Source organism: Sphingopyxis sp. 550A (assembly GCF_053569535.1).
In genome coordinates this window covers 2136675-2160037 of record NZ_CM131615.1, presented here as the reverse complement: position 1 = coordinate 2160037, position 23363 = coordinate 2136675, and the positions used below count along the sequence as shown (strand labels likewise).

Sequence of the window (23363 nt, the reverse complement as noted above, 5' to 3'; positions counted from 1 at the left end):
TTCGCAAGATGAGCTTATCGGCCCGGTCGCCTGTCAGGCGGCCGGGTTTTTCATTTCATCGATTGATGAAACATAAGTGTGTCCCCGCGAAGGCGGGGATCCATCTCCGACCGGCTCAAGATCGCGCCGCCCGGAGATGGGCTCCCGCCTTCGCGGGAGCACGCGGCTTTTTTATCCGAGATTAGCGCGCGGGCAGGGGCCGAAGCTTGGCGGACGTTATATGCCAACGCAATTGGTCCGCGCTCGCGCCGTCGACATTGTTGACGCGGCGCAGGACATAATCTCCACCGAAGCGCTGCGATGCGCCGGTGTCGAGCGTCGCTTCGACGGTGACCGGAACCGTCAGATAGATCGAGCCTGCGGCACCCTCGGCATCCCCGACCGTGCCGATCGTCACGCGGGTCGAGCGCGTGTGGGCAAAGCCGGTGCGGAACCCGTCCGGCGTCTGCTTCGGCGGGCCATTCTCGCCCCATTGCAGCCACGCGGTATCGTAATCCCCGGCATCGATCGCGGAATAGTAAAGCTTCACGACCCCGATCGCCGCCGCCTTGCTGTCGGGCGCGGGGCGGCAATCCGCGGGCAGCGCGCCATCCTTGCCGAGCATCGCGCAGCTTCGCGCAATCTCATTCTCGATCATCGCGCAGCTGTTGGCGGCGTTGCACGGCGGATGCGTCGCGGGCGACAGGTTGCGGCAGATCGCGACGCGGCGGTCGGCTGCCTGCTGGCCGATTTCCGCCGCGCAGGATCGCGGCCCGGCGGGCGCGGCTGCGGGTGCGGTCGTGGCCGGCGTGCCGGATGCAGTCTCGACGGCGGCTTTCGCGGGCGGCGCGTCGGCGGCGGATTGGCCGGATGGTGCCGCCTGCTGCTCGCCCCCACCATTGCAGGCCGCGAGCATCAGCATCAGGGGCGACAGCAGGCCCGCGTGGTTTCGTTTCGTCATCCCGCCCTAACGCGCGCGCGATTTGGGCGGTTCCACCCGCATCCGATCGCGGCGATCCTAAATGCTCTTGCCCGCGTCGAGCGCATAGCCCGCCGAGCGCACCGTGCGGATGATGTCCGCGGTGCCGGGCAGGTTGATCGCCTTGCGCAGGCGGCGAATATGCACATCGACCGTGCGCAACTCGATATCGCTGTCCTGCCCCCACACGCTGTCGAGCAACTGTCCGCGCGAAAAGACGCGGCCCGGATGCTCCATGAAATGACGGAGCAGGCGAAATTCGGTCGGCCCCATCGCGACGATCTGGCCATTGCGCACCACCTTGTGCGCGACCGAATCGAGCTCGATGTCGGCATAGGCGAGCAGCTCGCCGGCGAGCGCGGGGCGCAGGCGGCGCAGCACGGCCGAGACGCGCGCGACGAGCTCGCGCGGGCTGAACGGCTTGGTCACATAATCGTCGGCGCCGGTTTCGAGGCCGCGGATGCGGTCCTCCTCCTCGCCGCGCGCGGTGAGCATGATGATCGGCACGTTCGCCGATTTGGGATTGCGGCGCAGGCGGCGGCAGACTTCGATTCCCGGCAGGCTCTCGATCATCCAGTCGAGCAGGACGATGTCGGGAACGCGCTCCTCGACCAGGATCAGCGCCTGTTCGCCGTCAGGGGTCTGGCGGACCGAAAAGCCTTCGCGTGCGAAATGCCAGACGATCAGTTCGGCGATCGCCTCGTCATCCTCGATCAGCAGCAGGTCGGGCTGCGGCATCAGCCTTGCTCCTTCTCCGCGGCCGCGCCGCCTTCGGGGCTTTCGCCGCGCTCGCGCTCCTCCATTCGTTCGCCGGTGACGACATAATAGACCATCTCGGCGATGTTGGTCGCATGGTCGCCCATGCGTTCGAGATTCTTGGCAACGAACAGCAGGTGCGCGCTTTCGGTGATGTGCTTCGGATTTTCCATCATGAAGGTCACGAGCGTGCGGAAGATGCTGTTGTAGAAATCGTCGACATTCTTGTCGCGGACGGTGACCCGCACCGCGAGGTCGGCGTCGCGCGCGGCGAAGCTGTCGAGCGCGTCGTGGATCAGTTCGGCGACGAGCGAGGACATCGACGTCAGCACCGGGATCGCCTCGATCGAGCGGGTCGGGTCCATCAGCGCGACGCGCTTGGCGATATTCTTCGCATAATCGCCGATCCGCTCGACGACCGAGACGATCTTGAGCGCCGCGATCATCTCGCGCAGGTCGTCGGCCATCGGGGCGCGGAGCGCGATCGTCTGGACGGTGAGCTGCTCGACCTCGGTTTCGAGCGCGTCGATCTTCTTGTCGCCCTGCACGACCTGCGCCGCGAGTGCGAGATCGCCCTTGCCGAGCGCGGTCATCGCCTGGAGCAGCGCCTGCTCGGCGCGGCCGCCCATCTCGCTGATCAGCCCGCGCAGGCGGTTCAGATCCTCGTCGAAAGCCTTGACGGTATGATCGTTGGTAAGTGCCATCACTCTTGTCCTCTTGCGCTACGATCAACCGTAGCGGCCGGTGATATAGTCCTTGGTGCGTTCCTGCCGCGGGTTGGTGAAGATGTCGGTGGTCTTGCCATATTCGACCAGCGTCCCGAGGTGGAAGAAAGCCGTGCGCTGCGACACGCGCGCCGCCTGCTGCATATTGTGCGTGACGATCACGATCGCATATTTGCCGCGCAATTCGTGGATCAGTTCCTCGATCTTCGCGGTCGCGATCGGGTCGAGCGCCGAGCAGGGCTCGTCCATCAATATGACTTCGGGATCGACGGCGATCGCGCGCGCGATGCAGAGGCGCTGCTGCTGGCCGCCCGACAGCGCCGTGCCGCTCTCGCCGAGGCGATCCTTGACCTCATCCCACAGGCCGGCGCGGGTCAGCGCGCGTTCGACAATGACGTCGAGGTCGGCCTTGTTCGCCGCGAGTCCGTGGATGCGCGAGCCATAAGCGACATTGTCGTAGATCGATTTGGGGAAGGGGTTCGGCTTCTGGAACACCATGCCGACGCGCGCGCGAAGCTGCACGACGTCCATCGACGGCGCATAGATATCCTCGCCGTCGAGCAGGATCGTGCCCGTGACCCGCGCGCTGGCGACGGTGTCGTTCATCCGGTTGAGCGAGCGCAGGAAGGTCGACTTGCCGCAGCCCGAAGGGCCGATGAAGGCGGTGACCAGATCGGTGCCGACGTCGATCGACACATCCCTGATCGCCTGTTTCTCGCCATAGAAGACGTCGACCCCCTGGGCCTTCATCTTGGGATCGGCGATGGTCAGATCGTCTTGGGTCATATTCACCAGCGTTTTTCGAATTTGTTGCGGAGATAGATGGCGAGCGCGTTCATCGACAGCAGCACGATGAGCAGCACGATGATCGCCGCCGAGGTCTTCTCGACGAAGCCGCGGTCGACCTCGTCGGACCAGAGGAAAATCTGCATCGGCAGTACGGTCGAGGGCGCGCAGATGCCGTTCGGCACGTCGCCGATAAAGGCGCGCATCCCGATCAGCAGCAGCGGTGCCGTCTCGCCGAGCGCGCGCGCCATGCCGATGATCGTGCCGGTGAGGATGCCCGGTAGCGCGAGCGGCAGGACGTGGTGGAACACCACCTGCACGGGACTGGCCCCGACGCCGAGCGCGGCGTCGCGGATCGATGGCGGCACCGCCTTGATCGCGTTGCGCGCGGCGATGACGATCACCGGCATCGTCATCAGCGCCAGCGTCAGCCCGCCGACGAGCGCGCTCGCCTGGCAAAGCCCGAACCAGTTGATGAATACCGCGAGTGCGAGCAGGCCGAAGATGATCGAGGGCACCGCGGCCAGATTGTTGATCGACACTTCGATGAGGTCGGTCCAGCGGTTCTTCGGCGCATATTCCTCGAGATAGAGCGCCGCGAGCACGCCGGTCGGGAACGCGATGAGGAAGGCAATGAAGATCGTCAGCACCGATCCCTTGAGCGCCCCCCAGATGCCCGCGACCGCGGGATCGGTCGCATCGGCGTTGCGGAAGAAGGACCAGTGGATGCCGGTCGACAGCTTGCCATCCTTCTCCAGCGCCTCGACCTTCGCGCCGAGGGCGCCCTTGGCGCCTTCCTTGGCGGCGATATCGACTTCGGACGCGGCGGGAAGGTGAAAGACCGTCTTTGCCGTGAGCAGCTCGGGATCGGCCTTGATCGCGGTGCGGACTTCCTTCCACGCATTTTCCGAAAGCAGCTTCGACCCGTCGGCGCCCAGCGCCTCGTCGGCGGCGAAGGCGACGATGTCGGCCAGCCCCGCGTTCGCGATCGCCCGGTCGGCGTCGGGGTCGCCGAGCCGTGATGCGTCGACCGTTAGCGGCATCGCCTTGAAGTCGATCGGCACCTCGACATTGGTGTAGGTGAAGCCGCGCAGGCCGTTGCCGACCATCACGAACAGCAGGAAGGCCAGGAAAGCGCCCGACAGCAGCACCGCGCCCAGCCCGAACAGCTTGAATCGGCGCTCGGCGGCATAGCGGCTCGCGATGCGCTTCTGCATCGCGATGCCCTTCCAGTCGGTGGGGGCGGTGTCTCTATTCATAGGCTTCGCGATACTTTTTGACGATGCGCAGCGCGACGATGTTGAGCAGCAGCGTGACGAGGAAGAGCACCAGCCCCAGCGCGAACGCCGCAAGCGTCTTCGCGCTATCGAATTCCTGGTCGCCGGTCAGCAGTTTGACGATCTGCGCGGTCACCGTGGTGACGCTGGCAAAGGGATTGGCAGTGAGGTTGGCGGAAAGCCCCGCCGCCATCACCACGATCATCGTCTCGCCGATCGCGCGGCTGACCGCGAGCAGGATGCCGCCCATCACGCCGGGCAGCGCGGCGGGGATCAGCACCTGCCGGATCGTCTCGTTCGGCGTCGCGCCCAGTGCGAGCGATCCGTCGCGCATCGCCTGCGGCACCGCGTTGATGCTGTCGTCGGCCATCGACGACACGAACGGGATGATCATCACCCCCATCACGATGCCCGCGGCGAGTGCGCTTTCGGTCGAGGCGTTCGGAATGCCCAGCATCACCGCGAACTCGCGCAGCGCCGGCGCCACCGTCAGCGCGGCGAAATAGCCATAGACGACCGTCGGCACCCCCGCGAGAATCTCGAGCAACGGCTTCACCCATTTGCGCACGCGCGGCGCGGCATATTGGGTGAGGTACACCGCGGTCATCATCCCGATCGGAATGGCGACGATCATCGCGATGATCGCGCCGATCAGCACCGTGCCCCAGAACAGCGGAATGCCGCCAAAGGTATCGGGCTGCGCCGCGCCGCTCTGCGGGTTCCAATAGGTGCCGAACAGCAGCTCGGTCGCGGGGACGAGGCTGAAGAAGCGGATCGATTCGAAGAGCAGCGACAGCACGATCCCGAAGGTCGTCAGGATCGCGACGAGCGAGGCGAGCAGCAGGATCGCCATGACGATCTTCTCGACCCGCGTCCGCGCCCGGAAATCGGGCCTGATCCGCGTGAAGGCATAGAGTCCGCCCGCGAGTGCGAGCGCCAGCATCGCCGCGATGCCGATCCACGCGTAGCTATGCGTCGCGTCGGCATAGGGTTTCACCAGCGGCGCGGCGGCGGGAATGCGCACCGCGGCCTGCGCGCCTTGCGCGACGTTGCGCGCGTCGGACAGGATCGCGCCGCGCTCGAAGCCGAAGGCGGGCAGGCTCTGCGCCGCGTCGCTCGCGAGCACGCTGTTGGTGATCAGCGCGGGCGACACGCTCGACCAGACGGCGAGGAAAATCGCGGCGGGGACGAACAGCCACAGCGCAACATACCAGCCATGATATTGCGGCCGCGAATGCAGTTTCGCACCCGCGCGCTCCGCGAGCAATGCAGAGCGCCCGCGGCCGGCAAGCCAGCCGATCAGCGCGAGGCCTGCGATGAGCAGGAGTAGGGCCGCGGCGTTGAAGGTCACTTGATCGTCATCCGGTCAAAACCTTCGTCATTGCGAGCGAAGCGACGCAATCCAGAGCGGTTTCCGCATATTCTGGATTGCCGCGTCGCTTCGCTCCTCGCAATGACGATCCGTGGAAAAATGGTGGCCGGACCGGACGAAACCCGCCCCAGCCACCAGCGGGGGGAAGGTTATTTCAGTTCCGCGCCATTCAGCGGTGTCATGCCCTTGGCGTTCGCCGCGGCCTTCGCCGCCACGTCGGGGGGCGAGATGACCAGACCCTTGGCGGCAAGATAGCCGTCCTTCGCCGCACCCTTCAGGAATTCCGCCACATATTCGGCGAGCCCCGGGACGACGCCGACATGCGCCTTCTTGATATAGATGAACAGCGGCCGCGACCCCGGATAGCTGCCGCCGGCGATCGTGTCATAGGTCGGCGACACGCCCTGCACCGGCACCGCCTTGATCTTGTCCTTGTTGGCGTCGAGGTAGGAGAAGCCGAAGATGCCGAGGCTGTCGGGGTTCTTGTCGAGCTTCGAGATGATCAGATTGTCGTTCTCGCCCTGCTCGACATAGAAGGGCGCGCCGCGCAGGCCGGTGCAGACCGCCTCATGCTTGTCCTTGTCGCTGTCCTTGAGCGCCTTCATCTCGGGGTTGGCGTCGCAGCCCTTGCCGAGGATCAGCTCCTTGAACGCATCGTACGTGCCGCTGGTCGACGGCGGACCAAAGACCGAGATGCCGACCGCGGGGAGCGCCGGGTTGACGTCCTTCCACGTCTTCGCGGTGTTCGGCTTGCCATAGGGGTTCGCCGCAAGCGCCTTGTAGACGTCTTCCTCGGTCAGCTTGAAGCCGGGGCCGCGCTGCGCTTCGCCCAGCGCAATGCCGTCGATGCCGACCTGGATTTCGACGATGTCGGTGACGCCATTCTTGGCGCAGGTGTCGAATTCCTTCTTCTTCATCCGGCGCGAGGCATTGGCGATGTCGGGCGTGTCGCCGCCCGCGCCCTGGCAGAAACGCTCGAAGCCGCCGCCGGTGCCGGTCGAATCGATCTTCGGCACCTTGTTCCCGGTTGCCTCGGCGAACTTCTCGCCGACCGCGGTCGCGAAGGGATAGACGGTCGAGGAGCCGACCGCGCTGATATAATCGCGCGCCGCGCCGCCTGACGAGGCCTGGTCCTGGCACGCGGAAAGCGCCAGCGCGGCGGTCGCGACGCAAGCGGTGAGGGCAAATTTCTTCACCATGGGAAAATCCTGTCGAGGGTCGTTACCGAACCAAGCCACCACCCCCGAGGGCGACTCGCTGAGCCGCCAATGGGGGATTCGTGTGACGTGTTTGTGACAGAGGACGTCATATAAGTGTCATGAACAGCCCTGTGGCATGGCGCCGTAAAACCCCTATCATGCAGGCGAAAGCAGCGAAGGGACGGATCATGATCCTCATCACCGGCCACGTCATCCTTACTTCCCAGCATCGCGAGCGCATGATTGCGCTTGGGGCCGAGCATAGCGCGCGGTCGCGGGGCGAGGCGGGGTGTCTGGCGCATCATTGCCATGTCGATGTCGAGACCCGCGACCGGATGATGTTCGTCGAGGAGTGGGAGAGCGTCGACGCGGTCCGCGCCCATTTCGCGGTGCCCGCCTCGGGGGCCTTCGTCGCCGAAATGCGCGCGCTGTCGCCGCAGCCGCCGGTGATCCGCATCTATGCGGCCGAGGATGTCACCGCGAAGCTGATGGGGTGACCGTCTGCTTCCCTCCCGCCTACGGGAGGGAGGCTGGCGCGCGTGCGCGAGCAAAAGAAAAGCGCCCCGGAACCCGTCCGGGGCGCCACTGTGGCCGGTTGGCCCGCTGGTTCAGCCCGCGGTGGGCGTCGTCGTGACGACGGGCTCCGCGGCGGGAGCTGCATCGGGTTCGGCGGCAGGTGCGGCGGCGGGCGCTGCGGGCGCCAGCTCGGCGGTCCGCACGATCTTCGCGCCGGCCGGGATGACATAGGGCAGCGCTTCGGCGGTGCGCGCGGTCAGTTGCTGGCCGACCGGGACGATCGCGGACTTGCCGGTGACGAAGGCGCCGAAGACGCCGACCGCGACCACCGCGCCGACCGCGGCGCCGGTGTTGCCAGCGCCTTCCTGCCGGTGCAGGCCCGACAGGCCGAGCTTCTGACCGTTCGCCATCGTCAGCTCGTTGAAAGTGAGTTCCATCTTCGCCGACTTGCCGAACGCGCCCTTGCCGGTGCGCCAGGTCACCGTGGCGCGCGCCGGCGTGCCCTTCGGGATCACGACGACGCCGTTGTGCATCACGTCGAACAGGCTGTGCATCAGCACGGTGTCGCCCTCGCGCAGCTTCTTGCTCGACGCTTCGACGTCGGGGGTCAGGATGACCTCGCTATACGGCGGCAGCAGCAGCGTCGGCGTCGGGGCAGCGACCAGAGCGACGGCCGGTGCGGCTTCGGCTTCGGCCGTTGCCTCGGCGGCGGGGCTTTCGGCGGCTGGCGCGGAGGCTTCCTGCGCCTGGACATTTGCGGCGAGCACGACGAACGCGCCAACCAAAGTGGTGGCGACCCTCACGGATTTCATAGACATTTCCCCCAATGTCGCAGAACGCGACAACCGCTTCTTGCGAGGGCGAAATACCGTTGTCAACGATGTAAGTAATCGCGCCGAAACGGAGGGATTTCTTTGGGCGCTGCACTTGCCCTTTCTTCGGTCGCGATCTTCGACGCTCGCCCGATCTTTCGACTCCGGCCCGATCCGGGGCGGCGACGGATCAGGGGGGACTTTCCCCTCGAAGGGAAGGGGCTTTGCCTATTTTTCGAGCAGCGGCGCCAGATATTGCCCGGTGAAGCTGCGCTTCTCCTTCACCACCTGTTCGGGCGTCCCCGCGGCGACGATCTCGCCGCCCTTGACGCCGCCTTCTGGGCCGAGGTCGACGATCCAGTCGGCGGTCTTGATGACGTCGAGATTATGCTCGATCACCACGACGCTGTTGCCCTGATCGACCAGCGCCTGCAGCACTTCGAGCAATTTGCGGACATCCTCGAAATGCAGCCCCGTCGTCGGTTCGTCGAGGATGTAGAGCGTCTGCCCGGTCGAGCGCCGCGACAATTCCTTGGCTAGTTTGACGCGCTGTGCTTCGCCGCCCGACAGCGTCGTCGCCTGCTGCCCGACCTTGATATAGCCGAGCCCGACGCGGACGAGCATCGCCATCTTGTCGCGGATCGCGGGCACCGCCTTGAAGAAATCGGCGGCATCCTCGACCGTCATGTCGAGCACGTCGGCGATGCTCCGCCCCTTGAACTTCACCTCCAGCGTTTCGCGGTTGTAGCGTTTGCCGTGGCACGTCTCGCAGGTCACATAGACGTCGGGCAGGAAGTGCATCTCGATCTTGATCAGCCCGTCGCCGGTGCAGGTCTCGCACCGCCCGCCCTTGACGTTGAAGCTGAAGCGCCCGGGCTTGTACCCGCGCGCCTGCGCCTCGGGCAGGCCCGCGAACCAGTCGCGGATCACCGTGAAGGCGCCCGTGTAGGTCGCTGGGTTGCTGCGCGGGGTGCGGCCGATCGGCGACTGGTCGATGTCGATCACCTTGTCGCAATGCTCGAGGCCGGTCAGCGCGTCGTGCGGCCCCGCGACCATCCGCGCGCCGTTGAGCGTCCGCGCCGCGCTGGCATAGAGCGTGTCGATGACGAGGCTCGACTTGCCAGACCCCGACAGGCCGGTGACGCAGGTGAAGGTGCCGAGCGGGATTTTCGCGGTGACATTGCGTAGGTTGTTGGCGCGCGCGCCCTTGAGCACCAGATCGAAGCCGTTGCCGGGGCGGCGGTGCGCCGGCACCTCGATCTTCTTCGCGCCGGTCAGATAGGCGGCGGTCAGGCTCTTCTTGTTCGCGAGAACCTGCTTCAGCGTGCCCTCGGCGACGATCTCGCCGCCGTGGACGCCCGCGCCGGGGCCCATGTCGACGACATAATCGGCGTGCCGGATCGCATCCTCGTCATGCTCGACGACGATCACCGTGTTGCCGAGGTCGCGGAGCCTCTTGAGCGTTGCGAGCAGCCGGTCGTTGTCGCGCTGGTGGAGGCCGATGCTCGGCTCGTCGAGGACGTAGAGCACGCCTGACAGGCCGCTGCCGATCTGGCTGGCGAGGCGGATGCGTTGGCTCTCGCCGCCGCTGAGCGTGCCCGACGTGCGGTTGAGGTTGAGATAATCGAGCCCGACATTGTTGAGGAAGCCGAGCCGCTCGTTGATCTCCTTGAGGATCGCTTTCGCGATCTGGCGCTGCGTCTCGTTCAGCTTTTCGTCGAGCGTGCTGAACCAGGCGAGCGCGTCGGCGACCGAGCGCTGCGCCGACCGGCTGATATCCTCGCCCGCGATCTTCACCGCGAGCGGTTCGGGGCGCAGGCGCGCGCCGTGGCACGTCTCGCACGGCTGTGCGGTCTGATATTTGCTCAGCTCCTCGCGCATCCACGCGCTCTCGGTCTGCAGCATCCGGCGATTGAGATTGCCGATCACGCCCTCGAACGCCTTGTGCGTCGTATAGGTGCGCTTGCCGTCTTTGAAGGTCAGCTCGACGGGCATGCCGCCGGTGCCGTGCAGGATGATCTGCTGCACCCCGCCGGGCAAATCCTGCCACGGCGTTTCGAGCCCAAAATCATAGGCTTTGCCGAGGCTTTCGAGCACCTGCATATAATAAGGCGAGGGCGGATTCGATTTCGCCCACGGCACGACGGCGCCCTTTTTCAGGCTCAGCGCGTGATTGGGGACGACGAGCTCGGGATCGAACTCCAGCCGCTCGCCGAGCCCGTCGCACGCCGGGCACGCGCCTTGCGGCGCGTTGAAGCTGAACAGGCGCGGTTCGATCTCGGCGATGGTGAAGCCCGAGACGGGGCAGGCGAATTTCTCGGAGAAGATGATGCGGTTCGCGGGGATTCCCGCGCCCTTCATCGCGCCGCCGGTATCTTCTTCCTCGCGACCCGGCACGACGCCGTCGGCGAGGTCGACATAGGCGAGCCCTTCGGCCAGCTTCAGCGCGGTCTCGAAACTGTCGGCGAGCCGCGTCTCGATCCCCTCGCGCACGACGATGCGGTCGACGACGACCTCGATGTCATGCTTGTATTTCTTGTCGAGCGCCGGCGCGTCCTCGATCTCGTAGAATTCACCGTCGATGCGGACGCGGGTGAAGCCCTCCTTCTGCCACTGGGCGAGTTCCTTGCGATACTCGCCCTTGCGGCCGCGCACGACCGGCGCGAGCAGATAGGCGCGCGTGCCCTCGGGAAGCTCGCGGACGCGATCGACCATCTGGCTGACCGTCTGCGCGCTGATCGGCTCGCCCGTGGCGGGCGAATAGGGAATGCCGACACGTGCCCAGAGCAGGCGCATATAGTCATAGATTTCGGTCACCGTCGCGACCGTCGAGCGCGGATTGCGGCTCGTCGTCTTCTGCTCGATGCTGATCGCGGGGGAAAGCCCGTCGATATGCTCGACGTCGGGCTTCTGCATCATTTCGAGGAACTGGCGCGCATAGGCCGACAGGCTCTCGACATAGCGCCGCTGGCCCTCGGCATAGATGGTGTCGAAGGCGAGGCTCGATTTGCCGCTGCCCGAAAGCCCGGTGATGACGATCAGCGCGTCGCGCGGCAGGTCGACGTCGACGCCCTTGAGATTATGCTCGCGCGCGCCGCGCACCGAAATGTGGGTGAGACTCATGGGAAGGCTGTGTTCCAGATTTGTTCTAAAGGCGCAAGAGGCCGCTTGCGCCGCGTCGCCGCCTAGATAGGGGGTCGGATGCCGCGCCGCAATGCGGAGGCTTTCCACCAACATCCCAGAGGCTTCGACCAATGCCCGGCGGCTCGCTTGACCCGTTTGCATCACCGGCGGACAAGTCGGACATGTCCGTCGTCCCCGAAAGGGGACGGCGCACGAGACTTAGGAGACTGGGGAATGATGAAGTTTTTTGCAGGGGCCGCCGGCCTCGCGCTTGCCGCTGCCTTGGCGGCGGCGCCGGCCCTGGCGCATGATGGCGCCGGGGCGAAGACGCTGCTTGCCGAAGCGAATGACGATGCGTCCACATCGGGTGATGGATCGCTGAAGGCGCTGACCTTCGGAACATGGGGCGTTGATCTCGGCGCGCGTGATACGTCGGTGAAGCCTGGCGACGACTTTGACAAATATGCGAATGGCGGCTGGTTTGCCCGCACCGAGATTCCGGCCGACCAGGCGTCGGCGGGGGTCGATTACGACGTTTATAACCTGACGCAGCGCCAGCTCCGTCAGCTCGTCACCGGCGCGTCCGCCACGAGCCAGGTCGGCGGCCTCTATCAGAGCTTCATGGACGAAACGCGCGTCGAGGCGCTCGGCGCCAAGCCGCTGATGGCCGATATCGCGGCGGTGCAGGCGATCAAGGACCGAACCGAAATGGCGCGCTTCATGGGGGCGTCGCAGGGGGCGTTCGGTGTTTCGATCGTCGGCGGCGGTCCTTATGCCGACAGCAATGATCCGACGCGGAACGTGCTGTGGCTGGGGCAGGGCGGGATCGGGCTTCCCGACCGCGACTATTATCTGAACGACAGCTTCAAGCCGCAGCGCGACGCTTATCGCGCCTATATCGTCCGCACGATGAAAATGATCGGCGATCCGGCGCCCGAAAAGGCCGCTGACACGATTCTCGCCTTCGAAACCGAAATCGCGAAGGCGAGTTGGGTGATCGCCGACCGCCGCGACATTGGCAAGATCAACAATCCGATGTCGTCGGCCGAACTCGCCGCCTATGCGCCGGGACTCGACTGGAACGCCTGGTTCGCCGGTGCCGGCATCGCGCCGCAGAAACGGATCATCGTCAACGAGAATAGTGCGATCCGCGATATCGCCGCACTTTATGCGAAGACGCCGCTCGACACGCTCAAGCTGTGGCAGTTATTCCATGTTGCCGACAATGCGGCGAATTACCTGTCCCAGGACTGGGTCGACAGCCGCTTTGAATATACCAAGGCGCTGAGTGGGGTTAGCGAATTGCGCCCGCGCTGGAAGCGGGGGCTGCGGCTGGTCGACGACAGCCTCGGCGAACTGGTCGGCAAGGAATATGCGGAGGCCTATTTCCCCGCGAGCGCCAAGGCGAAGATGGAGGCGCTGGTCGCCAATCTGAAGCTCGCGATGGGCGACCGCATCCGCGGCAACGGCTGGATGGCGCCCGAGACCAAGGCGGCGGCGATCGCGAAGCTCGAGAAGATGGACGTGATGGTCGGCTATCCCGACAAGTGGCGCGACTATTCGGGGCTGAAGATCGACCCCGCCGACCTCTACGGCAATGTGAAACGCAGCGCGGCGTTCGAATATGCCTATGCGCTGTCCGATCTCGACAAGCCGGTCGATCGCAAGAAATGGTCGATGAACCCGCAGGAAGTGAACGCCTATAACGGCGGGCTCGAAAACAAGATCGTCTTTCCGGCGGCGATCCTGCAGGCGCCCTATTTCGCCGAGAGCGTCGACGATGCGGTCAATTATGGCGCGATCGGCGCGGTGATCGGGCATGAGATCACGCACGGCTTCGACGATCAGGGGCGCAAGATCGATGCCAACGGCGCGGTGCGCGACTGGTGGACTGCCGCCGACGCCAAGCGCTTCGACGAGCAGGCGAAGGGGTTCGGCGCGCAATATGCGACCTATGAAGCGGCGCCTGGCGCTTTCATCAACCCCGATCTGACGATGGGCGAAAATCTGGCCGATCTTGCCGGGCTGGAGGTCGCCTACGACGCCTATCACCGCTCGCTGGGCGGCAAGGAAGCGCCGGTGATCGACGGGCTGACCGGCGACCAGCGCTTCTTCCTCGCCTTTGCTCAGGCGTGGCGCGACAAGGCGCGCGACGATGCGATCAAGCAGCAGGTGGCGAGCGATCCGCACAGCCCCTCACGCTGGCGCATCATCGGGCCGCTGCGCAACGTCGATGCCTGGTACAAGGCGTTCAACGTCCTGGCGAATGCCAAATATTATCTGAAGCCCGAGGATCGCACCCGGATCTGGTAAGGCTAATCGACGATGACGGGGGCGGCCGCTGCGCGCTGCCCCCGCGCCATCATCACGGCCAGCGACAGCGCCGCGCCGATGATCACGAACAGCGCGGGCGCCCCGCCCAGGACCGACATCATGCGGATGCCGTCGATCCCCGACGCGGCGACGAGCACGACCGCTACCAGCCCCACCGCGATCCCCCACACGCTCTGGACCGCCATCGGCGCCTCGGGCGCGTCGGGCGTGATGCCGCGCGTCGATAGCGCGCTCATCGCCGAGACATTGGCGTCGGCGCCGGCGACATAGGAGAGGAAGATGGTGAAGAGGATGAGCCCGGTCACCGCAGGACCGCCGCCCAATGCGTCGAACAGGCGGAAGAGCACCGAGTCCGGCCCCTTGGCGGCGATGACGGCATAAAGGCCGGCGCCGCTGTGCTGGTCGAGGACGATCGCCGATCCGGCGATGGCGGTCATCCACAGCGCCCCGAACAGCGAAGGCAGGACAAGGTTCATCAGGATGAATTCGCGGACGCTGTAGCCGACCGCGAGGCGGCCGAGGAACAGCGCCGTGACCGGCGCCCAGGCGAACCAGTTCCCCCAATAGAAGATTGTCCACTGGCGGCTCCAGTCGCCATCGACGTCGAGGCCGAGGTTGCGGGGAACGAAGGTGCCGACATATTCGGCGCCGCCGCGCAGCGACAGGCCGAACATCTTGGCCGTCGGTCCGGCGATCAGCGCGAAGGCGATAATGGCGAAGAAGAGCCAGGTGTTGAGTACCGAAAGCCCCGCTATGCCTTTCTGCAAGCCCGTGGCGGCCGAGATCAGGAAGCTCGCGACGATCAGGATCGCGACGGCCCAGCGAAGCGGCATGCCGCCCGCGAAACCGCCGAGCGTTTCGATGCCGCCCGCGATCGCCAATATGCCCGCGCCCATCGACGCCGCCATCCCCGCGACGAGCGCATAGAGGCAGACGATATCGATGCCGGTGCCGACCGGCCCCCGCGCCCGGTGCCCGAGCAAGGGCACGAACAGCGACGACAGGCTGAAGGGCTCACCGCGGTTGTAATAGACGAGCGCAAAGGCGAGCGCGGCGACGGTGTAGATGCCATAGGGCGTGAGCGTCCAGTGCAGGAACATCGTTGACATGGCGAAGGCCGCTGCGGCGTCGCTGCCGGGCTCGAGGCCGAGCATCGGCGGCGGCGCGTTCAGGTGGAACAACGGCTCGGCGGCGCCCCAGAAGAGGATTCCGGTCGCGATCGTCGTGCAGAGCATCACCGCGAACCATCGCCAGCGGTTCAGCAACGGCTGCGCGCCCGCGCCGCCGATGATCGTCCGGCCGAGCGGAGACAGGGCAACCGCGCCGAGCAGCGCGAGGAACGCGACGCCGGCGCCCGCGAACAGCGGGCCGAGGCGGCGCAGTATCCAGTCGTTGACGGCAGTTTCCGCCGCGACGAACGCCGCGCCCTGCCAGACGCTGAGCAGCAGCGCGATCGTCAGGATCGCCAGCGGAATGAAAAAGACCGGTCGATTGAGCGGGTGGCGAGAAGCTGCTGGCAAATGATCCGCCGTTCGGACATGGAGAGCCGGGTCAGAATGACGGCTGTGCGGGGCATCGTCAAATCCATGCGATCGGGCCGGCGTTACGGGGAACGACGAGCCGAGCAAAACGTTGGATGGGCAGGTGCCTGAATTGGAAGGAGCGCTTCGATGATCAGGGCGATTTTGACGGCTGGCGCGGCGATGGCGCTGCTCGCGGCGGGACAGGCGGGTGCGATGCAGAAAAATCCCGATGGGACGACGACAGAGGAACGCGCGAACACGGCGCGGCTCAACGCCGATCAACTGGCGAAAGCCAATGCGGAGACGCAGGCTTATGAAGCGCAGGTCGCCGCACGCGATCAGCAGGAAGCGGCCGCGCAATCCGAATTCGTCAGGGAAACCGAGGCCTATGAGGCCGAAAAGGCGCGCGTGGCGGCCATGTCGGCCGAAGAGCGGATTCAGTGGGAAGCCGATGTCGCGGCCTGCAAGGCGGGCGATACGTCACGCTGTGCGCAGCCGCAGCCCAGGAATTGACGCGCTGACGATTCCTACCGTGGATCGGCAGGAGGGGCCGGCGGTTCGCCGGGGCCTTTTTGCTGCCGTTCGTCGGCCGGCTTCGGCGCAATCGGCGCCGCGCGCGCGGCGGGAGGCGGAAGCGCGACGGGGATGACCATTGCCGGCTCGTCTCGCGGGTCGGAGCGCGGCGCGGGATCGGGAAGTCTGCCGCCATAGCGATAATTGTCCGCCGGTTCGGGCGATGGCATGATATCACCATCGACCTGGCCCAGTTCGCGAAAGGCATCGCTCATCCGGTGATCGCGCCGGGCGTTCAGTCGCGCGGCGACGCCATAGCTGTCGGCGCAGTCGGGGCAGGGCGGGGCGTCCGTCTGCCCGGTGACGAGTGCGTCGGGGTTGGCGCTGAGTCCGGCAAAGGAAGCATCGCCGCCGGCTGCGTGATCGAGCCCCTTGTCGACAACCGCGAGGCCCAGCAGCGCCCCGCCCGCGAATCCGGCAACGCTCAGCCCGAGCGCCCAGACCAGCCGGCGCCCGGCCCGGCCGCGACTCGGAGAGGGGCGGGATTTCCTTCTCATTTCACGAAGAGAAACATTGTGACGGCCGGTTGCAAGCCTTCGGCCATTGGTCGATGCCCAAAGGCACTTCGTCCGGCTGATCGACCGGGTTCCCGAACCGGTCGAACCCCGCATGCGAGGGCGCCGCGAATGGCGCATTCCGTCTGTGCGGGATGCGGGTTGGTGCAATCTTCCCCGGTTAACATCAGGCCGTGTCCCGCATCATAACCCCGGATTGAGAGGACTCCCCCCATGTTCAAACCGACGTTCAAACCGACCCTTGCCTTGATCTCCCTGACGATGGCCGCCACCGGCATGGCCGCGCCCGCGATGGCGCAGGACGACGACGCGCCGCGCGTCGAGGTGCGTTACGGCGATCTCGATCTTCAGACGATCGATGGCCGCGAGCGGCTCGACCTTCGCGTTCGCAACGCGATCCGTACGATGTGCCGCGTCGATCCCCGTCCTTCGCTGGAACAGCGCGCGGACGAGCAGGCGTGCGAAGCGCGGGCGCGGAGCAGCGCCGAACCCCAGCTCGCGGCGTTGTTGAAAGGCAGCAGCGCCCGGTTCGCGAGCGAGAAACCGCCGGTCGTCGCCGCTCCCTGACCGTTATCGGCGAAGCCGCCCACAAGCAGGGGGCGGCCCCGACGAAGGCGATCATGCTCCGTGCGTGATCGCCTTTACGTCGTGCAGATAGGTGCGGCCGATCCGGTGGACGCCGCCTTCGCCCAGATCGACGCTCCACGCGCCGTCGCCATGGTGCTTGAGCCCGACGATGCCGTCGCGGCGGATCATCTTCGACCGGTGGATGCGCATGAACTGATCGGGGTTCATACGTACTTCGAGCGACTTGATGGTCTGGTGGATCAGCCAGCTTCGGCCGCCGACATGCAGGCGCATATAATCGCGCTCGGCCTCGATCAGGTCGACCTGGTCGGCATCGATGCGCAGCATCTCGCCGCGGTTCTGGACCCAGAATTCGGTGATCCATTTGCTCTTCTGCTTGGGCGCGCGGTCGGTCGCGCTCCACTCGCGCACGCGGGCCAGCGCACGGGCGAGGCGGTCGGGCGATACCGGCTTGAGCAGATAATCGACCGCGGCGACATCGAACGCCGCCACCGCATAGCGATCGAAAGCGGTGACGAAGACGACCGCGGGCGGATTGTCGATCCTGTCGATTGCCGCCGCGACCGCCAGCCCGTCGAGATCGGGCATCGCGATGTCGCAGAGGACGAGATCGGGAGCGAGCGCGTCGACCATGCGCAGCGCCGAGGCGCCGTCGCTGGCGGTTCCGACAAGTGAAATTCCGTCCTGCTGCCCGGCAAGGATCTGCAGCCGTTCGATTGCCAGCGGCTCGTCGTCGACGATCAGCGTGCGCAATGTCCGCATCATCTCAACATCCCTCCCGTGCCAACGGCAGCCACAAGGAAACGAAGAAGCCGCCGCTGTCCGACCGGCCCCATTCGCAGCCCGCCGCGGGACCGTAGCGGGTCAGCAGCCGCTCGCGGACGTTGCCGAGGCCGAGACCCGTTCCCGGCGCGGGAATCGGCGCCTTGGGATCGATGTCGTTTTCGATGCGGACGATGAGCAGGCCGTGCTCGCTGCTCGCGGTCAGCCGGATCGCGATCCGGCCCTTGCTGGGCGCGACCCCATATTTGATCGCATTCTCGATGATCGGTTGCAGGATCAGCACCGGGACGCAGGCGTTTTCCAACGCCTTCGGCACCGCAACCTCGACCTGCAGCCGGTCGGGGAAGCGAACCTGTTCGATATCGAGATAGAGCCGCTGGAGCGCGATCTCCTCGTCGAGGCTGACGAGCTGTTCGGGATCGATCGCGAGGCTCGATCGCAGGAAGGACGACAGGTTCATGATCATTGTCTCGGCCTCGCTCTTCGACCCGCGCAGGACGAGCGTTGACAGCGAATTGAGGGTATTGAACAGAAAGTGCGGATTGACCTGGTAGTGGAGTGCGCGGAGCTGCGCGGTTTGCGCCTCGATGCGGAAATGGTTCGCGCGTCGTTCGACCGCGCGCATTTCGTTGGCATAGCCGAAAGCGACATAGAGCGCAGCCCAGACCGCGAAGAAGAAATACCAGCGAATCGAACTGTCGAGGATCAGTACGATTTCCCACGCGAGCGGAAATTTCGCCTGGATGTCGGCGATGATCTTGGCCGAGTCCGGGAGCGGCAGCCAGTAATAGAAGACCAGCAGATTGATGCACGCATAGACGATGACCAGCGGGATCGCGGCGCCCATCGCGACGGCGAGCCGGGCGCCGAAGCCGCGCGGCTGGACGCGCTGGATGAGCTGGTAGAGGACGAAGGTGCAGAGAATGCCCGCAACGACGACGGTGGCGCGGCGGCCGGCATATTCCCACTGCTCGGCCCCCGCGAGAATGCCGAGGCCCGTGGTGATCAGGAAATAGAGCAGCCACATCGCGACGATTGAGCCAATCGCGACCCGCGGATTGACGCGTGCGTCGGAGGCGCGCCAGTCGGGCGCCGCGGCCAGCATCTTCGCTCGCTGATCGCGCAGCGTATCTTTGCGGATAGTCATGTTCATCGAGGCTGCCTTAGCGCCAAACGGCGCCGCAAGGCTAGCAGGCTCCGGGCCGCCAGTCGAAGCGGCCCGGACTTTGGTCGAAAGCTGCTATCCGAGGTCGGGCCGCGGCATCGTGCGGCGCCAGCCCCCGCGCTTGTAGACCGCCCATGCCATCGCCAGCGAGGCGAGCGAGGACAGCGGAAAGCTCCACCATAAAATGTCGCTGCCGATCGCCGCATAGCCGAAATAATAGATGCCGAGGCGGATCGGGAACATCGAAAGGAAGAGGATGATCAGCGGCGGGACGACCGAGCCATTGGCGCGCAGCGTGCCGATCAGCACGATCGTCGTGCCGAAAGGCAGGAAGGTCCAGGTTGCGATCAACTGGATATGGCGCGACACCTCGATCGCCGGGCTTTCGCTGCCAAGGAACAGCGCGAGCGCCGCGCGGTCAAAGGTCAGAAGCAGCGCAATCAGGATGCCGGTCATGACGAGGTTGATTGCCATGCCGCTGTTCGTCACCGACGCCACGCGATCCCAGCGCGCCGCGCCGATATTCTGCGCCGCCATTGCGCTGACCGCCGCGCCGATTGCGAGCGCAGGCATCTGGACATAATTCCAGAGCTGTAGCGTCGCGCCATAAGCGGCGGCGGTGACGAGTCCCTCGCGATTGACGAGTCCGACCATGACGAGCCCGGCGCCCGAGATGACAAGCATCTGCGCGCCCATCGGCAGGCCGCGCCCGACGATGAAGCGAAGCTCGCTCCCCGTGGGCAACAGATAGGCGAGTTCGCGGCCGCGAAGGCGCAGCACATGGTTTCGAGCATAGAACCAGGCGATCATCCCTGCGAGACTGATCGTCCCTGCGGTCGCGGTGGCAAGCGCGCTGCCCGCGATGCCAAGGCGCGGGAACGGGCCGAGGCCGAGGATCAGCACGGGATTGAAGACGATGTCGAGCACGACCGTCAGCATCATGAAGCGCAGCGGCGTCACGGCATCGCCCGCGCCGCGCGACGCCATCATCAGCGTCACCGACAACATGCTCGCGGGCACCGCGAGGAAGGTGACGCGCAGATAGTCGTGCGCCAGCCCGAACGCCTCGGGCGGGGTTTTCAGCCAATGCAATATCCGGTCGGATGCGAACCAGCCGACGACCGCGATCGCGATCGAAAAGATCAGCGCGAGCCCGATGACCCCGCCCGCCGCGCGCCGCGCCGCATCGATGTCGCCGCGCCCGATCGATTGGCCGATCAGCACCGTCGCCGCCATGCCGAACCCGAAAAAGGCACCGAACATCAGGAACATGATGATGTTGGCATTGGCGGTCGCGGCGAGCGCGCTTTCGCCGAGGAACTGGCCGACCCAGATCGAGTTCACCGAGCTCGACAGCGTCTGCAGGATGTTCGACGCGAGCGTCGGCAGCGCGAAGAGGATCAGCGTCTTGGTGATCGGCCCGCTGGTCAGGTCCATCCGCCCGCCGCCGCGCGCGTTCTGGCGCGGCGGGATCGGCCCCGCGGCCGGGTCGGCCGCGGCCGCGACGGGCAGCGGCGTGACGGGCGTTTCGCCGTCGGTCACCCCAGCCGTGCCAATGCCGCGGTCAGGCGCTCGGCTTCGGCCGCCTTGGCGGCATGGTCGGCGCGCGCCTTTTCGACCGCTTCGGGCTTGGCGCGCTCGACGAACGAGGGGTTGTTCAGGCGGCCGGCGAGGCCGCCCAACTCCTTGGCCGCGGCGGCGAGCGCCTTGGTCAGGCGGTCGCGCTCGGCGGCGATGTCGATCACGCCTTCGAGTGGGATGATGATCGTCTCGCCCTCGACGACGAGCTGGGCCGACGCGCCCGCCGGTGCGGGATCGAAACTGATCGCGTCGAGCCGCGCGAGGCGGTCGAGCTGCGCCGCGAGCTTGTCGGCACGGTCCTTCAGCGACGCCGGGAAATGCGCGGTCAGCCGCGCGCCCGGCGGCAGGCCGAGTTCGGCCTTGGCACCGCGGAGTTCACTGACCAGCTTGATCAGCCAGTCGATATCCGCGCTCGCCTCCGCGTCGCGCTCTGCCTTCGGCTCGGGCCATTTCGCGGTGATCAGCGGATAGGCGTCGCGGTCGCCGAGGCCGGTCCACAGCTCTTCGGTGATGAAGGGCATGAAGGGGTGGAGCATGACGAGGATCTGGTCGAGCACCCAGCCGGCGACCGCCTTCGTCTCGTCGTCGATCGCGCCTCTCTCGACTTCGCTCGAGACAGGCTTGATCAGTTCCAGATACCAGTCGCAGAAGCGATCCCACGCAAAGCTGTAGATCGCGTTCGCGGCATCGTCGAAGCGATAGGCGGCGAATGCCTTGTCGATCGCCGCGACGGTGTCGGCGACCTCGCCGATGATCCAGCGATTGACCGGCAGGCTCGCCGCGGGTGCTTCGAGGCTGGCCGAGGCTGATATCCCGTTGGCTTCGCAGAAGCGCGCGGCGTTCCAGAGCTTGGTCGCGAAATTGCGATAGCCCGCGAGGCGCGCGTCATCCATCTTGATGTCGCGGCCCTGGCTTTCCATCGCGCTCATGAAGAAGCGGAGGGCGTCGGCGCCATACTGGTCGATCAGCCCGAGTGGGTCGACGACATTGCCCTTCGACTTCGACATCTTCGCGCCGTCGGGTGCGCGGACGAGGCCGTGGAGATAGAGCGTCTTCCACGGGACATCGCCCATGAACTCCATCCCCTGCATCGCCATGCGCGCATCCCAGAAGAAGAGGATGTCGAATCCCGAGACGAGGACGTCGTTGGGGTAGTGGCGCTTCAGGAGGTCGGTGTTTTCCGGCCAGCCGAGCGTCGCGAAGGGCCAGAGAGCCGAGGAGAACCAGGTGTCGAGAACGTCGGGATCGCGGGCAAGCGCCACGCCTTCGCCCGCTTCAGCCTGCGCTTCCTCTTCGGTCTCGGCGACGAAGATGCGGCCGTCGTCGGCATACCAAGCCGGAATCCGGTGACCCCACCAGAGCTGGCGCGACACGCACCACGGCTGGATATTCTCCATCCAGTTGAAGAAGGTCTTTTCCCATGTCTTGGGGACGATGTTGATGCGCCCGTCGCGCACCGCCGCCATCGGCGGCTGCGCCAGCGTTTCGGCGTCGACATACCATTGGTCGGTCAGCCAGGGCTCGATCACCACGCCGCCGCGGTCGCCGAAGGGCGTCTGGATCGTGCGCGGCTCGGCGTCATGCTCGGCGCCGTCCTTGTCGACGTGCGGGATCAGGAAGCCAAGCGCCTTCATCCGCTGTACGACCAGTTCGCGCGCGCCATCGACGCCATCGCGCTTGAAGCGGTGGAGGCCGAGATAGTCCTCGGGGACCAGCCCATCGGCCGTCTGGATTACGTTCGCATCGCCGTCGAGCATGTTGAGCATCTCGCCGGGCTTGAACCCCGCGCGCTTGCCGACCTCGAAGTCGTTGAAATCATGTCCCGGCGTGATCTTCACCGCGCCCGATCCGAGCTCGGGATCGGCATGTTCGTCGGCGACGACCTTGAAGCGGCGGCCAGTGATCGGCTGGAGGATGTCCTTGCCGATCACGCTTTTGTATCGCGCATCGTCGGGGTGGACCGCGACCGCCATGTCGGCGAGCATCGTTTCGGGGCGCGTCGTCGCGACCTCGATATAATCGCGTCCGTCATCGAGTTTGACGCCATCGGCGAGCGGATATTTGAAGTGCCAGAAGCCGCCCTGAATTTCGTGCGTCTCGACCTCGAGGTCCGAGATCGCGGTCTTGAGCTTGGGGTCCCAGTTCACCAGGCGCTTGTCGCGGTAGATCAGGCCCTTCTTGTGCAGATCGACGAAGACCTTGACCACAGCTTTGGTGAAATGCGGGTCCATCGTGAACTGCTCTCGCGACCAGTCCATCGAGCAGCCGAGGCGGCGAAGCTGGCCGGTGATCTGGCCGCCGCTCTCCGCCTTCCACTGCCACACTTTCTCGACGAACTCTTCGCGCGTATAGTTGGTGCGCTTGTCCTGCCGCTCCTCGAGCTGGCGCTCGACGACCATTTGCGTCGCGATTCCGGCATGATCCATGCCGACGACCCACAGCGCATCCTTGCCGCGCAGCCGTTCGTAGCGGACGAGTACGTCCTGCAGCGTATTGTCGAGCGCATGGCCGATGTGCAGCGCGCCGGTGACGTTCGGCGGCGGGTTGACGATCGTGAACGGCTGCGCGTCCGGGCGCGCAGGGCGGAACAGCCCGCGGCTTTCCCATGTCTGGGCCCATTTCGCCTCGATGGCGGCGGGATCGAAGGTTTTTTCCATCGGCATAGCGGCCGCCTTTGCCAGCCATGCTGCAGCGCGGCAAGGGGGAACCGGCCCTTGTCAAACACGGGCGTGTCCCCGCGAAGGCGCGGACCCATCTCCTGCCGGTTCAAAATGGCG

Annotated in this window: 19 protein-coding genes; 4 read left to right on the top strand and 15 right to left on the bottom strand. The window is 65.8% G+C overall.

Annotated elements, in window-relative coordinates; genetic code table 11:
- Window positions 1–181: 181 nt before the first annotated feature.
- From ACVENA_RS10460 to ACVENA_RS10430, 7 genes are all read right to left on the bottom strand, one after another.
- The gene (locus ACVENA_RS10460) at window positions 182–940 is read right to left on the bottom strand and encodes a hypothetical protein (protein ID WP_449328735.1); all 759 of its coding nucleotides are present in this window, start codon (window positions 938–940) and stop codon (window positions 182–184) included.
- Between the two features lie 57 nt (window positions 941–997).
- Complete coding sequence (gene phoB / locus ACVENA_RS10455) at window positions 998–1696, bottom strand: phosphate regulon transcriptional regulator PhoB (protein WP_058815332.1); 699 nt, start codon at window positions 1694–1696, stop codon at window positions 998–1000.
- On the bottom strand, window positions 1696–2418 hold the full coding sequence (phoU, locus tag ACVENA_RS10450; RefSeq protein WP_257550780.1) for a phosphate signaling complex protein PhoU: 723 nt from the start codon (window positions 2416–2418) through the stop codon (window positions 1696–1698). The genes phoB and phoU overlap by 1 nt, the downstream gene beginning before the upstream one ends.
- 24 nt (window positions 2419–2442) lie before the next feature.
- On the bottom strand, window positions 2443–3225 hold the full coding sequence (gene pstB / locus ACVENA_RS10445) for a phosphate ABC transporter ATP-binding protein PstB (RefSeq protein ID WP_449328924.1): 783 nt from the start codon (window positions 3223–3225) through the stop codon (window positions 2443–2445).
- Between the two features lie 2 nt (window positions 3226–3227).
- A complete protein-coding gene (gene pstA / locus ACVENA_RS10440) occupies window positions 3228–4484 on the bottom strand; it encodes a phosphate ABC transporter permease PstA (protein WP_449328734.1) in 1257 nt (418 codons plus the stop codon).
- Window positions 4477–5853 carry a phosphate ABC transporter permease subunit PstC gene (gene pstC, locus ACVENA_RS10435; RefSeq protein ID WP_449328733.1) on the bottom strand — a complete coding sequence of 459 codons (1377 nt, stop codon included), beginning with the start codon at window positions 5851–5853 and terminating at the stop codon, window positions 4477–4479. The genes pstA and pstC overlap by 8 nt, the downstream gene beginning before the upstream one ends.
- 170 nt (window positions 5854–6023) lie before the next feature.
- Complete coding sequence (locus ACVENA_RS10430; protein WP_449328732.1) at window positions 6024–7073, bottom strand: substrate-binding domain-containing protein; 1050 nt, start codon at window positions 7071–7073, stop codon at window positions 6024–6026.
- 188 nt (window positions 7074–7261) lie between these two features.
- On the opposite strand from ACVENA_RS10430, the gene ACVENA_RS10425 reads away from it, so the two are divergent.
- Complete coding sequence (locus tag ACVENA_RS10425) at window positions 7262–7570, top strand: putative quinol monooxygenase (RefSeq protein WP_449328731.1); 309 nt, start codon at window positions 7262–7264, stop codon at window positions 7568–7570.
- 111 nt (window positions 7571–7681) lie between these two features.
- Here ACVENA_RS10425 and ACVENA_RS10420 read toward each other — a convergent pair whose 3' ends face one another.
- Complete coding sequence (locus ACVENA_RS10420) at window positions 7682–8401, bottom strand: hypothetical protein (RefSeq protein ID WP_449328730.1); 720 nt, start codon at window positions 8399–8401, stop codon at window positions 7682–7684.
- Window positions 8402–8629: 228 nt separating this feature from the next.
- Window positions 8630–11524 carry an excinuclease ABC subunit UvrA gene (gene uvrA, locus ACVENA_RS10415; RefSeq protein ID WP_449328729.1) on the bottom strand — a complete coding sequence of 965 codons (2895 nt, stop codon included), beginning with the start codon at window positions 11522–11524 and terminating at the stop codon, window positions 8630–8632.
- Window positions 11525–11758: 234 nt separating this feature from the next.
- Between uvrA and ACVENA_RS10410 the strand changes: the two genes are divergently transcribed.
- Window positions 11759–13837, top strand: a complete 2079-nt coding sequence (locus ACVENA_RS10410) for a M13 family metallopeptidase (RefSeq protein ID WP_449328728.1) — start codon at window positions 11759–11761, stop codon at window positions 13835–13837.
- A 2-nt stretch (window positions 13838–13839) separates the two neighbouring features.
- On the opposite strand, the gene ACVENA_RS10405 is transcribed toward ACVENA_RS10410, so the two are convergent.
- Window positions 13840–15378 carry a BCCT family transporter gene (locus ACVENA_RS10405; protein ID WP_449328727.1) on the bottom strand — a complete coding sequence of 513 codons (1539 nt, stop codon included), beginning with the start codon at window positions 15376–15378 and terminating at the stop codon, window positions 13840–13842.
- Window positions 15379–15528: 150 nt separating this feature from the next.
- Here ACVENA_RS10405 and ACVENA_RS10400 point away from each other — a divergent pair, with 150 nt between their 5' ends.
- Entirely contained in the window at window positions 15529–15894 is a 366-nt protein-coding gene (locus ACVENA_RS10400; protein WP_449328726.1) for a hypothetical protein, read from the top strand.
- 14 nt (window positions 15895–15908) lie between these two features.
- Here ACVENA_RS10400 and ACVENA_RS10395 read toward each other — a convergent pair whose 3' ends face one another.
- On the bottom strand, window positions 15909–16451 hold the full coding sequence (locus ACVENA_RS10395) for a hypothetical protein (protein ID WP_449328725.1): 543 nt from the start codon (window positions 16449–16451) through the stop codon (window positions 15909–15911).
- A gap of 231 nt (window positions 16452–16682) precedes the next feature.
- Between ACVENA_RS10395 and ACVENA_RS10390 the strand changes: the two genes are divergently transcribed.
- Window positions 16683–17036 (top strand): UrcA family protein, encoded by a 354-nt coding sequence (locus tag ACVENA_RS10390; protein ID WP_449328724.1) that lies wholly within the window; start codon window positions 16683–16685, stop codon window positions 17034–17036.
- Window positions 17037–17087: 51 nt separating this feature from the next.
- Here the strand turns inward: ACVENA_RS10390 and ACVENA_RS10385 are convergent, their stop codons facing one another.
- The 4 genes from ACVENA_RS10385 to ACVENA_RS10370 form a co-directional block, all read right to left on the bottom strand.
- Entirely contained in the window at window positions 17088–17822 is a 735-nt protein-coding gene (locus tag ACVENA_RS10385) for a LytR/AlgR family response regulator transcription factor (protein ID WP_257550719.1), read from the bottom strand.
- A 1-nt stretch (window position 17823) separates the two neighbouring features.
- Window positions 17824–18987, bottom strand: a complete 1164-nt coding sequence (locus ACVENA_RS10380) for a sensor histidine kinase (protein WP_449328723.1) — start codon at window positions 18985–18987, stop codon at window positions 17824–17826.
- A 93-nt stretch (window positions 18988–19080) separates the two neighbouring features.
- On the bottom strand, window positions 19081–20547 hold the full coding sequence (locus ACVENA_RS10375) for an MATE family efflux transporter (RefSeq protein ID WP_257550707.1): 1467 nt from the start codon (window positions 20545–20547) through the stop codon (window positions 19081–19083).
- Entirely contained in the window at window positions 20544–23249 is a 2706-nt protein-coding gene (locus ACVENA_RS10370; protein ID WP_449328722.1) for a valine--tRNA ligase, read from the bottom strand. The genes ACVENA_RS10375 and ACVENA_RS10370 overlap by 4 nt, the downstream gene beginning before the upstream one ends.
- Between the last annotated feature and the right edge of the window lie 114 nt (window positions 23250–23363).